Origin of the sequence: Bradyrhizobium algeriense, assembly GCF_036924595.1 — a bacterium.
GTDB classification, from domain to species: domain Bacteria; phylum Pseudomonadota; class Alphaproteobacteria; order Rhizobiales; family Xanthobacteraceae; genus Bradyrhizobium; species Bradyrhizobium algeriense.
Map to the genome: position 1 here is coordinate 4,369,018 of NZ_JAZHRV010000001.1, position 12,868 is coordinate 4,381,885.

The window sequence follows — 12,868 nt, forward strand, 5'->3', positions numbered from 1 at the left end:
ATGCGGCCCATCCTTCGAGACGCCGCTTACGCGGCTCCTCCAGCGACAACGGCAAAGCCGTTGCGCGGGGATGACAGCGAAGTACGTGGAGTAAGCAAATGCACCACATCACCCTCGACAGCGAAACCGATTTCGATGGCTGGCGGAAAGCCGCCCGCGCACTGGCACTGGGCGATGTGAAACCCTCCGATGTGAGCTGGCGCGTGACGGGCGATGCGCCCGAACTGTTCGAGCCGGCGGCGGCGCCGCTCGAGCCGCCACATGGCACGTTCAACGTACCTGCCAAATTCGTCGAACTGGCTGAAGTCGCGATCCTGCACCGCAACCCTGAGCGGTTTGCCCTGCTCTACCGTCTGCTGTGTCGGTTGCGAATTCATCACGACCTGCTTGAACTCGCAACCGATCCTGACGTGGCCGAGGTCGCCGCGATGGCAAAGGCCGTGCGCCGCGACGAGCACAAGATGCACGCCTTTGTCCGCTTCCGCGAAATCGGCCGCGAGCACAAATCGCACTTCGTCGCCTGGTTCGAGCCGGAGCATCATATCGTCGAACTGGCCGCGCCGTTCTTCGCGCGGCGCTTCGCCGACATGCCCTGGTCGATCCTGACGCCTGACGTCTGCGCGCATTGGGACGGCCATGCCGTCTCGATCACATCGGGCGTCGCCAAGAGCGAAGCTCCGACCGCGGATCGGCTGGAGGAAACCTGGTGGAGTTATTACGCCAGCATTTTCAATCCGGCCCGGCTGAAAGTGCAGGCGATAAATAAGGAGATGCCACGGAAATACTGGCGGAACCTGCCGGAGGCCTCGTTGATTAACCCCCTGAAACCGCCCAAAGCAAACGACACGGCGAGCGAAATGGCCCGCAAACAGGCTGACGATATTGAGATGCTGCGCGAGGAAGCCGCCGATTGCCGCGCCTGTCATCTCTACAAGGATGCGACGCAGACCGTATTCGGCGAAGGCCGGCAAACGGCGCGGATCATGCTGGTCGGCGAGCAGCCCGGCGACAAGGAAGACCTCGCCGGAAAACCGTTCGTAGGTCCCGCGGGTCAAATGCTCGACCGCGCGCTGGAAGAGGCCGGGATCGACCGCCGCACGGTCTACGTCACCAATGCGGTCAAGCATTTCAAGTTCGTGCCGCGCGGAAAGATCCGACTGCACCAGAAGCCGAATACGCCGGAGATCAAGGCGTGCCGGCAATGGTACGAACGGGAACTCGCCGCGATCAAACCCGAGTTGGTGGTGGCAATGGGCGCTACCGCAGCGCAAAGTGTGTTCGGGAAAATTACCCCGATCAACAAGAACCGCGGCCGCCCGATCGATCTCGACGACGGCACCAGGGCGCTGGTGACGGTGCACCCGTCCTATCTGTTGCGATTGCCGGACGCCGAGGCCAAGGCGCGGGAATACCGGCGCTTCGTCCAGGACCTCAAAATAGCCGCCGACGTGCTGCGAAAATCAGCACATGCGGCCTGAATTCCGCCAATCCGGCAGCCGCAATTATTGGTGAAATATAACGGGAAAAATTGACAATTCCATCTGCAACCATTAATTGATAGAAGACACAATCGCATTCTCAAGGGAATGTGGGACGTCTGGTCACGCCATGACGCTCCCATACGGTCGACGCGCTGCGCGGTCCACTTCAGCCCCGGCGCCGTGCAGCGCGCGACCCACTCTTGCGCCGCAAAGCCGACCATACGAGAGGCGACGGCATGAGGAAACGGTGAGAGGTAGCGGCGCGCAATCCCTCGGCCGCACGCGACCGGAATAGGTTCAATCCGCATTGCTTCAACCCGCATTGCTAAGGACGGGAACTGCGCCATCGCGCGGCACCGCCTCGCCAATGGCCCAACGATTCCAAGGAGAAGCATCCGGCGCCAAGGCATACGCCCGCGCCGACGCGCCTTGCATCGTCTGCCCCCAGGCCGAGCCAATCGCTGCCTGTCATCCAACCTTCAAGTCCCTCAGTCAGAAATGCTCCCTCAGTCAGTTTATTTCGGCGGGGTGTCAGAATGACCGATGTTGCTCTCAATTCATCGATGGGCGACGCGGCGCCCGTCCAGCCGGCCTCGCGGCCGAACCTCGACAAGGGTTTCAATCCGCTGACCATGATCCTGTTCTGCGGCATCCTCGCCGCCGGGCTGCTGTACGTCGCCTACAGCATCTACGCCGACATCGACGCGACCGGCATGCGAGTTACCGCCTACCTGCCCTATATCCTGCTGTTCGTGGCGCTCCTGATCGCGCTCGGCTTCGAATTCGTCAACGGCTTCCACGACACCGCCAACGCGGTCGCGACCGTGATCTACACCCATTCGCTGCCGGCGGAATTCGCCGTGATGTGGTCGGGCTTCTTCAATTTCCTCGGCGTGCTGCTCTCCTCCGGCGCGGTCGCCTTCGGCATCGTCTCGCTGCTGCCGGTGGAATTGATCCTCCAGGTCGGAAGCAGCGCCGGTTTTGCGATGGTGTTCGCGCTGTTGATTGCCGCCATCGTCTGGAATCTCGGCACCTGGTATTTCGGCCTGCCGGCATCTTCCTCGCACACGCTGATCGGCTCGATCATCGGCGTCGGCATTGCCAACGCGATGATGCGCGGCCGCGACGGCACCTCGGGTGTCGACTGGACCAAGGCGACCGAGATCGGTTACGCGCTGCTGCTCTCGCCGCTGTTCGGCTTCTGTATGGCGGCGATCCTGCTGCTGGTGCTGAAGTTCGTCGTCCGCAATCCGGCGCTGTATGCCGCGCCCGAAGGCAACAAGCCGCCGCCGCTGTGGATCCGCGGCGTCCTGATCGCGACCTGCACCGGCGTCAGCTTCGCGCACGGCTCCAACGACGGCCAGAAGGGCATGGGCCTGATCATGCTGATCCTGATCGGCACGGTGCCGACCGCCTACGCTCTGAACCGTGCCCTGCCGGAATCCCAGGTGGTGCAGTTCCAGAAGACCTCGGAAGCCGCCTCCAAGGTGATCGCCGCCAAGGGCGCCGGCCATAGCATCATCGGCGACCCGCGGCCCGCGGTGACGCAATACGTCGCCGCCCGCAAGATCAGCGAAGGCACCTACCCCTCGCTGGCCGTGCTGGTGAAGGATATCGGCGACCAGGTCCAGAAGTACGGTTCGCTGAACAAGGTGCCGGCGGAAGCCGTCGGCAACACCCGTAACGACATGTACCTGACTTCGGAAGCGATCCGCTTCCTGATGAAGGACAAGGAAAACGACCTGAACAAGCAAGAGGTCGACATCCTCAAGGCCTACAAGGGCTCGCTCGACTCAGCCACCAAGTTCATCCCGCTCTGGGTCAAGATCGCGGTGGCGATCGCGCTCGGGCTGGGCACCATGATCGGCTGGAAGCGCATCGTCATCACCGTCGGCGAGAAGATCGGCAAGTCGCATCTGACCTACGCGCAAGGCGCGTCCGCCGAACTTGTTGCCGCCTCGACGATCGGCGTCGCCGACGTGTTCGGCCTGCCGGTTTCCACCACCCACGTGCTGTCGTCCGGCGTCGCCGGCACCATGGCAGCCAACGGTTCCGGCCTGCAGATGGCGACCATCCGCAACCTGCTGATGGCATGGGTGCTGACGCTGCCGGCCGCGATCTGCCTGTCGGCAGGCCTCTACGTGCTGTTCTCGAATCTGTTCTGAGTATCGGCGGTGCGATCGGGTCGCTGTCATGCGGGCAGCCTCGACAGGTAGCGGAAGGCCGGAACCAAACTCCGGCCTTTTGCTTTCCGCAAAGTGCCCTGACCGATGATACGGCAGGACACCGACGTTCGCACACCATGCGAACCCAATAGTTCTGCAGCTGGAGCCCGCCATGACCAAAAGGCCCCCGAATGGCACCATCCACGACCGCATTCAGGCGGAAATGCTGGATAGTTTCGATGAGGAACTGGAACTTGAAATCGACGACGATCGTCTCGATGCGCTGACCAATGAATTTGCCGACCATACGGAAGAAGAGACGATCGATCGGCGCGTCTACTTCAAGGAATTATTCCGTCTGCAGGGTGAACTGGTAAAATTGCAGACCTGGGTGCAGCACCACAAGCTGAAGGTGGTGGTGATTTTCGAGGGGCGCGATTCCGCCGGCAAGGGCGGCGTCATCAAGCGCATCACCCAGAGGCTCAATCCGCGTGTCTGCCGCGTCGCGGCGCTTCCGGCGCCGAACGAGCGGGAGCGCACGCAATGGTATTTCCAGCGTTACGTTTCGCATTTGCCGGCCGGCGGCGAGATCGTGCTGTTCGACCGCAGCTGGTACAACCGCGCCGGCGTCGAGCGCGTGATGGGTTTTTGCACTGAAGACGACGTCGAAGAATTCTTCCGGTCGGTGCCGGAATTCGAGCGTATGCTCGTACGCTCCGGAATCATCCTCATCAAGTACTGGTTTTCCATCACCGACGAACAGCAGCATTTGCGCTTCACGATGCGGATCCACGATCCCCTAAAGCAGTGGAAGCTCAGCCCGATGGATGTGGAATCGCGCAGCCGCTGGGAGCAATACACCAAGGCCAAGGAAGCGATGCTGGAGCGTACCCACATTCCGGAAGCTCCCTGGCACCTGGTCGAGGCAGACGACAAGAAGAAGGCACGGCTGAACTGCATCGCGCATCTGCTCGAACAAATTCCCTACCAGGAAATCAAGCAGGACCGGGTGGTTCTGCCGGCGCGGGTTCGCAACCCGGAATATAGCCGCGGACCGATACCGCCCGAAATGTACGTGCCGGCGCGCTACTGAGTGCCGCCGGACCGTAGACGGTAGCGCCGGGACACGGCTGGGATTTTAGCCGTGTCTTTGTTTGTTCATTCGGGCCCTGAGGCGCCCTATCGGCATCTCAAGTCGCGGCTGAGCGGCAAATAAGGAAGGCCCGTACTGGAGATACTGGCCTTCTTTGATGTGCATTCGACTTCACGTACGATGGAAGTTCAAGAGAGGAGCCAGGCGCCCTTACGCCGCGGCCAGCTTGTTCTCGACCAGCTTGATCCAGTACGAGGTGCCGTACACGATCGCCTCGTCGTTGAAATCATAGGCGGGGTGATGAAGTCCTGCGCTGTCGCCATTGCCGCAGAAGATGAAGGCGCCCGGCCGCGCTTCCAGCATATAGGAAAAATCTTCCGCGCCCATCAGCGGCGGCATGTCGTGGACGTTCTGGGCGCCGGCCACTTCCCTGGCCACCTGCGTAGCGAAGTCGGTTTGCTCGGCGTGGTTTTTGGTGACGGGATAGCCGCGCTCGTAGACGAGATCGACCTTGGCGCCGGTCATTTTGGCTACGCCCTCGCACACCTCGCGGACGCGCCGCTCGACCGTTTCGCGGACTTCCGGCGTCAGCGTCCGCACGGTGCCGCGCAGTTCGGCGGTCTGCGGGATCACGTTGCGCGCGTTGCCGGCATGGAACTCGCAGATCGAGATCACGGCCGAGTCCAGGGGATCGATGGTCCGCGCTACGATCGATTGCAGGGCGGTGATCAACTGCGAACCGACCAGCACGGAATCGATGCACTTGTTCGGGCGCGCGGCGTGGCCGCCGAGTCCTTCGATCTTGATGTCGATCGAGTCGGTCGCAGCCATGACAGGACCGGGGCGGATGGCAAAGGAGCCGACCGGAATCCCCGGGCCATTATGCATGCCGTAGACCTGCTCGATGCCGAACCGGTCCATCAGACCGTCCTTGATCATGGCGGCGGCGCCCGCACCGCCCTCCTCGGCCGGCTGGAAGATCACGACCGCGTCGCCGGCGAAATTCCTTGTTTCGGCGAGATAGCGCGCGGCACCCAAAAGCATCGCCGTGTGGCCGTCATGGCCGCAGGCATGCATCAGGCCCGGCGTCTTGGAGGCATGGGGAAGGTTGGTCGCTTCCTCGATCGGCAACGCGTCCATGTCGGCGCGAAGCCCGATCACCTTGATCTCGCCCTTGCCGGGCTGCTTGCCCTTGATGACGCCGACGACACCGGTGCGGCCGAGGCCCGTCGTCACCTCGTCGCAGCCGAATTCGCGCAAGCGGTCCGCCACGAATGCTGCGGTGCGGTGGACGTCGTACAGTAATTCAGGATTTTCATGGATATCGCGGCGCCAGGCCTGAATATCGGGTTGCAGATCGGCGACGCGGTTAACGATGGGCATGGGACTTTCTCGAACCTCAAGTTGGAACAGTAACGCCTCTGTAGCATGCAAGCGGCGGTCCACCCAGCACGCTGCCGCAGAGCCCCCATTCCACCCGGAAGCTTGGCCGACCAGAGCTGGAAAGCCCGGCGAAGCCCTTAGCCCAGCGAGGCCTTGGGCGGCCTCACGCGGCCAGCGTGTTCTCGACCAGCTTGATCCAGTAAGAGGTGCCGAACACGATCGCCTCGTCGTTGAAATTATAGGCGGGGTGATGCAGCCCTGCGCTGTCGCCGTTGCCGCAGAAGATCAGCGCACCCGGCCGCTGCTCCAGCATGAAGGCGAAATCTTCGCCCGCCATCAGCGGCGGCATCACCTGCACATTGGCATCGCCGGCGATTTCGCGGGCTGCCCGCGTCGCGACATCCGTCTGCTGGACATGATTGACTGTTACCGGATAGCCGCGATCGTAGGTCAGATCGATCCTGGCGCCGGTGACCTGCGCCACGCCGGCGACGACCTCGCGGACCCGCCGTTCCACCATCTTCCGCACGTCGCCGTTCAGGGTACGGACGGTGCCCGCCAGCTCAGCGGTGTGCGGGATCACATTGCGGGCGTGGCCGGCGTGAAACTGGCACATCGAAATGACGGCCGATTCCAGCGGATCGACGCTGCGCGACACGATCGACTGCAGCGCCGTGATCAACTGCGCGCCGACAAGGACGGAATCGATGCATTTGTTCGGATGCGCGGCGTGCCCGCCCCGCCCCTCGATCTTGATGACGACGGCATCGCCTCCGGCCATGATCGGACCGGGCCGCAGCGCGAACGAGCCGACCGGAATGCCCGGACCGTTATGCATGCCGTAGACCTGCTCGATGCCGAAACGGTCCATCAGCCCGTCCTTGATCATCGCAACCGCGCCCGCGCCGCCCTCTTCGGCCGGCTGGAAGATCACGACCGCATCGCCTGCGAAATTGCGGGTTTCGGCGAGATAGCGCGCCGCACCCAACAGCATGGCGGTGTGGCCGTCATGGCCGCAGGCGTGCATCAGGCCCTTCGTCCTGGAAGCGTAAGGCAGATCGGTCGCCTCCTCGATCGGCAGCGCGTCCATATCCGCCCGCAGCCCGACGACCTTCACGTCGCCGTTGCCGACGGGCCGGTTGCCCTTGATGACGCCAACGACGCCGGTGCGGCCGATACCGCTAATAACCTCGTCGCAGCCGAATTCCCGCAATCGGTCCGCGACCAATGCCGCAGTGCGGTGCACGTCGTAGAGCAGTTCCGGGTGTTCATGAATATCCCGGCGCCAGGCCTGGATGTCGGGTTGAAACTCGGCGACGCGGTTGACGATGGGCATGGAGATAACAGGCTTTCCGGATTTGAACGCTTCTGTCCCTGTAGCATGCAAGGGGCGGTCCAACCAACGCTCCCTGACGGCACACCCTCCCGCCTCGCCATCATGGCCGGGCTTGTCCCGGCCATCCACGTCTGACTAATAAACGACCAAGAAAAGACGTGGATGCCCGGAACATCTGGCGCGAAGACGCGCTTCGCGCTTTTGTCCGAGCATGACGGCGTCAACGGGTGGAAACTGAGAAATGCCGAAACGGCTTGAAGGCGATTTCGACTATATCGTGGTTGGCGCGGGCACGGCCGGCTGCATCATGGCCAACCGGCTCTCGGCCGACCCGAAAAACCGCGTGCTGCTGCTGGAAGCCGGCGGCAACGACAACTGGATCTGGTTTCACATCCCGGTCGGCTATCTCTTTGCGATCGGCAATCCCCGTTCGGACTGGATGTTTCGAACCGAGCCGGAGCCCGGGCTCAATGGAAGGGCACTTGCCTATCCGCGCGGCAAGGTGATCGGCGGCTCCTCTGCCATCAACGCCATGATCTCGATGCGCGGACAGGCCGCCGATTACGATCACTGGCGGCAGCTCGGCATGACCGGCTGGGGCTATGACGACGTGCTGCCGCTGTTCAAGCGGCTGGAGGATCATTTCCTGGGCGAGAGCGAACATCACGGCACCGGCGGCGGCTGGCGGATCGAAGCGCCGCGGCTGTCCTGGGAGGTTCTCGACGCGGTCGGCGACGCCGCCGAGGAAATGGGCATCAAGCGCATTGCCGATTTCAACACCGGCGACAATGAAGGCATCAGCTATTTCCACGTCAACCAGAAGCGCGGCCGGCGCTGGTCTTCTGCGCGCGGCTTCCTCAAGCCGGTGCTGAACCGCAGCAATCTGAGGCTGGAAAAGAATGTGCTGGTCGACCGGCTGATTGTCGAGCAGGGGCGCGCCGTCGGCGTGCGCTTCATCCAGGGCAATGAAGTGGTCGAGGCGCGCACCAAGGGCGAAGTCGTTTTGTGTGCTGGCTCAATCGGATCGACGCAGGTGCTGCACCGGTCCGGCATCGGGCCGGCCGACTGGCTGTCGCCGCTCGGCATCGATGTCGCGCTCGACAAGCAGGGCGTCGGGCGCAATCTGCAGGACCATCTGCAGCAGCGCGCGATCTACAAGGTTTTTGGCGTGCGCACCCTGAACGAGACCTATTACAATCTGATCCGGCGCGGCATGATGGGGCTCGATTATGCCTTCCGCCGCCGCGGGCCGCTGACCATGGCGCCGTCGCAGCTCGGCATCTTCACGCGCTCCGATTCCACCCGCGAGCGCGCCAACATCCAGTTCCACGTGCAGCCGCTGTCGCTCGACAAGTTCGGCGATCCCCTGCATCGTTTTCCCGCCATCACGGTCAGCGCCTGCAACCTGCAGCCGACCTCGCGCGGCACCGTGCGCATCCGCTCCGAAAAGCCGGACGAGGCGCCCTCAATCGCGCCGAACTATCTCTCGACCGACGACGACCGCCAGGTCGCGGCCGATGCCATCCGCACCACGCGGCGGCTGATGAAGCAGAAGCGGCTCGAACGCTATCGCCCGCAGGAGTACCTGCCGGGCCCCGCCGTCGGCGACGACGACGCCTCGCTGGCGAAAGCCGCCGGCGATATCGGCACCACGATCTTTCATCCCGTGGGGACGGCGAAGATGGGCACCGCGAGCGACTCGATGGCGGTGGTTGACGAGCGGTTGCGGTTCTACGGGATTGCCGGGTTGCGCGTCGCCGATGCGTCGGTGATGCCGACCATTACGTCGGGCAATACCAACACGCCGACGGCGATGATCGCGGAGAAAGGTGCCGTGATGATTCTGGAGGATGCGAGGTAGCACCTTGCCGAATTACCTCTGCGCGTCCTTGGCCCCAATTTTCGCGTGCACACGCGCTGAAAGCGCAAGATCATCGTTGGTGGCGTACAATTCCAGGAAAGGAATGGTCGTCCTGACGACAATCCGATCCCGCCACTGATCGATCAGTTCGGCCAGCTCCCTTGTTTCCAGCAGATCGAGTTCTTGGCGCATATGATAATATCCGACAAGGTAGAGTTTCGTCGGCGACACGCCAATGCGCTTTTGCACCAGCGCAAACGCATCGTCGTCTCCGATCTTCTGCGGGTAGACCGGAAAATAGATACGGCCGGTGTTCCTGGTGCCCAGAAACGGCCCTTTCAAGCAAACGGATATCGGGCCGATTTGATCCAGCAGATCCTGGACCACCGCAGCATAGCGATCGAGATCGGTCTCCGGAATGCCGCTGGCAAGCGTTGCATGCAACTGTAACCGGCGGCGTTCGCAGATTTCCCACGCAATCTTTGGCGCGAAGCGCGATGACTTCATGGCGAGCTCAAGCGCCTGAACCTGGTCGGATTCGAGAAAAGCGTCCGCGGAAATTGGCATCACCAGCGCATGGCGCGTCTTCTCATAGGTACCGTTTCGATAATCGCGCCCTTTAACCTCGCTGATAACCGCAGCGTGTCCAGCATTGACAAGCGGAAGATGCGCAAGCCTGTATCCCTCGTCGAAGACGACACGTTCACCGGGCTGGAATGTCTTTCGCGCCGACCGATAGGCCATCATCGAGTCGTCGCAATAGGTTATGGATGGCATATGTCTCCGCTCCGCCGTCGGATCGCTCTTGATTTACGCCGACTCCCATACAGAAGGAAAGCGGCAGCGCGCTATGTTTGCGGCGGATAGCAGTCGAATGTTGGGAGTTCGCACGCGCGCTCCATCCAATTCAGCGAGGTAGCCCGCTTCATTGAACGGAGCGAATGACACGCTCGCGTTATTGCCCCCTGCGATAATGCCGCGGCGCGACCGGCCTCTGCCGCAGTTGCGGCGCGGGCACAGCCTCGCCGTAATAGGCGTTGGAATTGTAATAGGCATTCGATTGATCGAACGATCGATAGGCCGGCCTGCCGCCGAGTACGTCGGCGTTGGGATGATAGAACGCAAAAGCGCCCGGCTCCTGAATCGCGGCCTGCGCGAATACAGGCGTTGTGATCGCGGTCATCAGAAACGCGGCGGCGAGTGTTGGGATCGACTTGGTCATCGGAGATCCTCTTTGTCATGAAGTCACCCCGCCCAATTGGGTATCGCAACGCAAAAGCGGATAGCCGCGCGATGGCGCTCACCGCGATTTGAAAAACCGTGTTTGAATATGCCCGACAGCGGGAACGTGCGGAATATCCTCGGCCGCAAAATGCGCAGAATATTCGTTCACAAATGAAACGATCGGCAGCAACGCTTTTCGCAATTGAGGAGATGTAGCCCGAATGGAGCGCAGCGCAATCCGGGGAAAAATCTGTCGGCCGGCGAGACACCCCGGATTGCGCTACGCTCCATCCGGGCTACGGCATCCGGGCTTGCTTCAAGCCGCTATGTCTGCGGCGGATAGCGCTCAAAGGTGGGCAGTTCGTGCGCGCGCTCCATCCAGCGAATGCGCTCTGCGGTCTGGATGTGCACCATGGCCGGAACGGCATCAGGATCGTCGTAGGTCGCGCTCTGGATATCGACGATTCCGGGCAACACATTCGCATTGGTGTAGAACAGACCCGTGCCGCAGTCGGCACAAAACTGCCGCCGGCCATGTTCGGAGGATTCGTAGACCTTGGGTGTCCCCTTCGTCACCTTGAGCGCGTCCTCCGCATACATCGACCAACCGACCATCGGCGCGCCGGCGTGGCGCCGGCAATCCGCGCAGTGACACAGCGCATGAACGATCGGTTCGCCCTCGACCTGATAGCGGATCGCGCCGCAATGACAGCCGCCGGTGATGTTGACCATGCGCTTCTCCCGAGAGACGATGGCATGTAGCCCGGATGGAGCGCAGCATAATCCGGGAAAAATCTGTCGGCCGGCGAGACACCCCGCGCTGCGCTCTATCCGGGCTACAGGGCCTGTGCTTACGCCGACTTCCGCACCGCGTTGTCGACCAGCGTCTTGCCGAGCGACCAGATCGCGCCGGGGACCTTGTGGCTGGCGGCGATGACGTCGTCGAAAGACTTTTCGATCCAGCTGCAGTCTTCTTCCGTGATCACGAGCGGCGGCAGCAGCTTGATGGTGTGGCTGCCGTGGCCGGAGACTTGCGTCAGGATCTTGTGATCCTTGAACAGCGGCACCGTGATGAGCTGGCAGAACAGGCCCTTGTTGGCGGTCTCCAGCAGATTCCAGGATGCCTTCAACCGCAGCGATTTCGGCGGACCGAACTCGATGCCGATCATCAATCCCTTGCCGCGCACTTCCTTCAGCAATTCATAGCCGGGCACCATCCGCGTCAGCGCGAGGCGAAGTTCGGCGCCGCGCTTGGCGGCCTGCTCGACCAGCTTTTCGTTCTTGATCACGTCGAGGGTGGCGATACCGGCGGCCATCGCCAGATCGTTCTTCGCAAAGGTCGAGCCGTGCACGACCGCGCGGTCCATCTGGTTGAATATCTTGTCGAAGATGTGCTTGCGCGTCAGCAGCGCGCCGACCGGCACGTGACCGCCCGACAGCGCCTTCGCCAGCAGCACCATGTCCGGCTCGACATTCCAGTGCTCGACCGCGAGGAATTTTCCGGTACGGCCGACACCGGTCTGGATTTCGTCGGCGATGAAGATGGTGCCGTACTTCTTGCAGAGCGCGGCGGCGCCCGGCAGGAATTCGTCCGTGGGCAGGTTGACGCCCTTGCCCTGGATCGGCTCGACGATGAAGGCCGCGACCTGACGCGACGACAACGCCTGCTCGAGGGCGGCGAGATCGTTGAACGGCACTTGCGTGCATCCCGGCAGCAGCGGCTCGAATCCGCTGCGGAAGTTCGCATCGTCCATCAGCGACAGCGCGCCGTAGGACAGGCCGTGGAAGGAATGCGAGCAGGAGACGATGCCCGGGCGGCCGGTCGCGCCGCGCGCGAACTTGATCGCGGCCTCGACGGTCTCGGCACCGGAATTGGCGAAGAACACCTTGTCCAGATATGGCACATGTTCGAGCAGGCGTTCCGCCAGCACGCCCGCGAGCGTGGACACATCAAGTTGAACCAGATTGGGAAAATCGCTGTCGAGCACGCTTTTCAGCGCCAGACGCAATGCCGGATGATTGCGGCCAATCGCAAAAACGCCAAATCCGCTCAGTAGATCAAGATAGCGGGCGCCGTCCCGATCGAACAGGTATTGACCTTGACCCTTCTGAAAGCCCACATCGTAGCCGATGGTCTTCAGCACCCGGACGAGCTGCTCGTTCAAATGGCGCGCATGCATGGAACTGCGCTGCGCCTGCCGCTCTTCAAACAGCCCGGAAACGTCTAGATATGAACTTGGCATTCGCTACATACGTCGGTTGATGGCCGTTTCGTCAACTGAAAACACTCAATGCGGCGTTTTGACCCCCGCATTGGATCATCTT

10 protein-coding genes are annotated in these 12,868 nt (G+C 62.2%); 4 read left to right on the forward strand and 6 right to left on the reverse strand.

Annotated elements, in window-relative coordinates:
• Positions 1 to 98: 98 nt before the first annotated feature.
• The 3 genes from V1286_RS21295 (at position 99) to ppk2 (ending at position 4,739) form a co-directional block, all read left to right on the forward strand.
• Positions 99 to 1,478 carry a UdgX family uracil-DNA binding protein gene (locus V1286_RS21295; protein WP_334482309.1) on the forward strand — a complete coding sequence of 460 codons (1,380 nt, stop codon included), beginning with the start codon at positions 99 to 101 and terminating at the stop codon, positions 1,476 to 1,478.
• A 539-nt stretch (positions 1,479 to 2,017) separates the two neighbouring features.
• Positions 2,018 to 3,646, forward strand: coding sequence for an inorganic phosphate transporter (locus V1286_RS21300; RefSeq protein ID WP_334482310.1), 1,629 nt, complete (start codon positions 2,018 to 2,020; stop codon positions 3,644 to 3,646).
• 172 nt (positions 3,647 to 3,818) lie between these two features.
• Positions 3,819 to 4,739: a polyphosphate kinase 2 gene (gene ppk2, locus V1286_RS21305; RefSeq protein ID WP_334482312.1), complete on the forward strand. Its 921-nt coding sequence runs from the start codon at positions 3,819 to 3,821 to the stop codon at positions 4,737 to 4,739.
• Between the two features lie 210 nt (positions 4,740 to 4,949).
• Here ppk2 and V1286_RS21310 read toward each other — a convergent pair whose 3' ends face one another.
• On the reverse strand, positions 4,950 to 6,122 hold the full coding sequence (locus tag V1286_RS21310) for a M20 aminoacylase family protein (protein ID WP_334482313.1): 1,173 nt from the start codon (positions 6,120 to 6,122) through the stop codon (positions 4,950 to 4,952).
• A gap of 163 nt (positions 6,123 to 6,285) precedes the next feature.
• Complete coding sequence (locus V1286_RS21315) at positions 6,286 to 7,458, reverse strand: M20 aminoacylase family protein (RefSeq protein WP_334482314.1); 1,173 nt, start codon at positions 7,456 to 7,458, stop codon at positions 6,286 to 6,288.
• 241 nt (positions 7,459 to 7,699) lie between these two features.
• Between V1286_RS21315 and V1286_RS21320 the strand changes: the two genes are divergently transcribed.
• Complete coding sequence (locus tag V1286_RS21320) at positions 7,700 to 9,319, forward strand: GMC family oxidoreductase (protein WP_334482315.1); 1,620 nt, start codon at positions 7,700 to 7,702, stop codon at positions 9,317 to 9,319.
• A 12-nt stretch (positions 9,320 to 9,331) separates the two neighbouring features.
• Here the strand turns inward: V1286_RS21320 and V1286_RS21325 are convergent, their stop codons facing one another.
• The 4 genes from V1286_RS21325 to hpnO all read right to left on the reverse strand — a co-directional run bounded on the left by V1286_RS21325 (position 9,332) and on the right by hpnO (position 12,786).
• A complete protein-coding gene (locus V1286_RS21325) occupies positions 9,332 to 10,096 on the reverse strand; it encodes a hypothetical protein (RefSeq protein ID WP_334482317.1) in 765 nt (254 codons plus the stop codon).
• A 178-nt stretch (positions 10,097 to 10,274) separates the two neighbouring features.
• Positions 10,275 to 10,541, reverse strand: coding sequence for a hypothetical protein (locus tag V1286_RS21330; protein WP_334482318.1), 267 nt, complete (start codon positions 10,539 to 10,541; stop codon positions 10,275 to 10,277).
• 326 nt (positions 10,542 to 10,867) lie between these two features.
• The gene (locus V1286_RS21335) at positions 10,868 to 11,275 is read right to left on the reverse strand and encodes a GFA family protein (protein WP_334482319.1); all 408 of its coding nucleotides are present in this window, start codon (positions 11,273 to 11,275) and stop codon (positions 10,868 to 10,870) included.
• Between the two features lie 119 nt (positions 11,276 to 11,394).
• Positions 11,395 to 12,786: an aminobacteriohopanetriol synthase HpnO gene (gene hpnO, locus V1286_RS21340; RefSeq protein WP_334482321.1), complete on the reverse strand. Its 1,392-nt coding sequence runs from the start codon at positions 12,784 to 12,786 to the stop codon at positions 11,395 to 11,397.
• Between the last annotated feature and the right edge of the window lie 82 nt (positions 12,787 to 12,868).

What these genes read in the sequence shown, in the direction of transcription:
- V1286_RS21295 (WP_334482309.1), top strand. Translation starts at nt 99, where the DNA reads ATGCACCACATCACCCTCGACAGCGAAACCGATTTCGATGGCTGGCGG.
- V1286_RS21300 (WP_334482310.1), top strand. Translation starts at nt 2,018, where the DNA reads ATGACCGATGTTGCTCTCAATTCATCGATGGGCGACGCGGCGCCCGTC.
- ppk2 (WP_334482312.1), top strand. Translation starts at nt 3,819, where the DNA reads ATGACCAAAAGGCCCCCGAATGGCACCATCCACGACCGCATTCAGGCG.
- V1286_RS21310 (WP_334482313.1), bottom strand. Translation starts at nt 6,122, where the DNA reads ATGCCCATCGTTAACCGCGTCGCCGATCTGCAACCCGATATTCAGGCC.
- V1286_RS21315 (WP_334482314.1), bottom strand. Translation starts at nt 7,458, where the DNA reads ATGCCCATCGTCAACCGCGTCGCCGAGTTTCAACCCGACATCCAGGCC.
- V1286_RS21320 (WP_334482315.1), top strand. Translation starts at nt 7,700, where the DNA reads ATGCCGAAACGGCTTGAAGGCGATTTCGACTATATCGTGGTTGGCGCG.
- V1286_RS21325 (WP_334482317.1), bottom strand. Translation starts at nt 10,096, where the DNA reads ATGCCATCCATAACCTATTGCGACGACTCGATGATGGCCTATCGGTCG.
- V1286_RS21330 (WP_334482318.1), bottom strand. Translation starts at nt 10,541, where the DNA reads ATGACCAAGTCGATCCCAACACTCGCCGCCGCGTTTCTGATGACCGCG.
- V1286_RS21335 (WP_334482319.1), bottom strand. Translation starts at nt 11,275, where the DNA reads ATGGTCAACATCACCGGCGGCTGTCATTGCGGCGCGATCCGCTATCAG.
- hpnO (WP_334482321.1), bottom strand. Translation starts at nt 12,786, where the DNA reads ATGCCAAGTTCATATCTAGACGTTTCCGGGCTGTTTGAAGAGCGGCAG.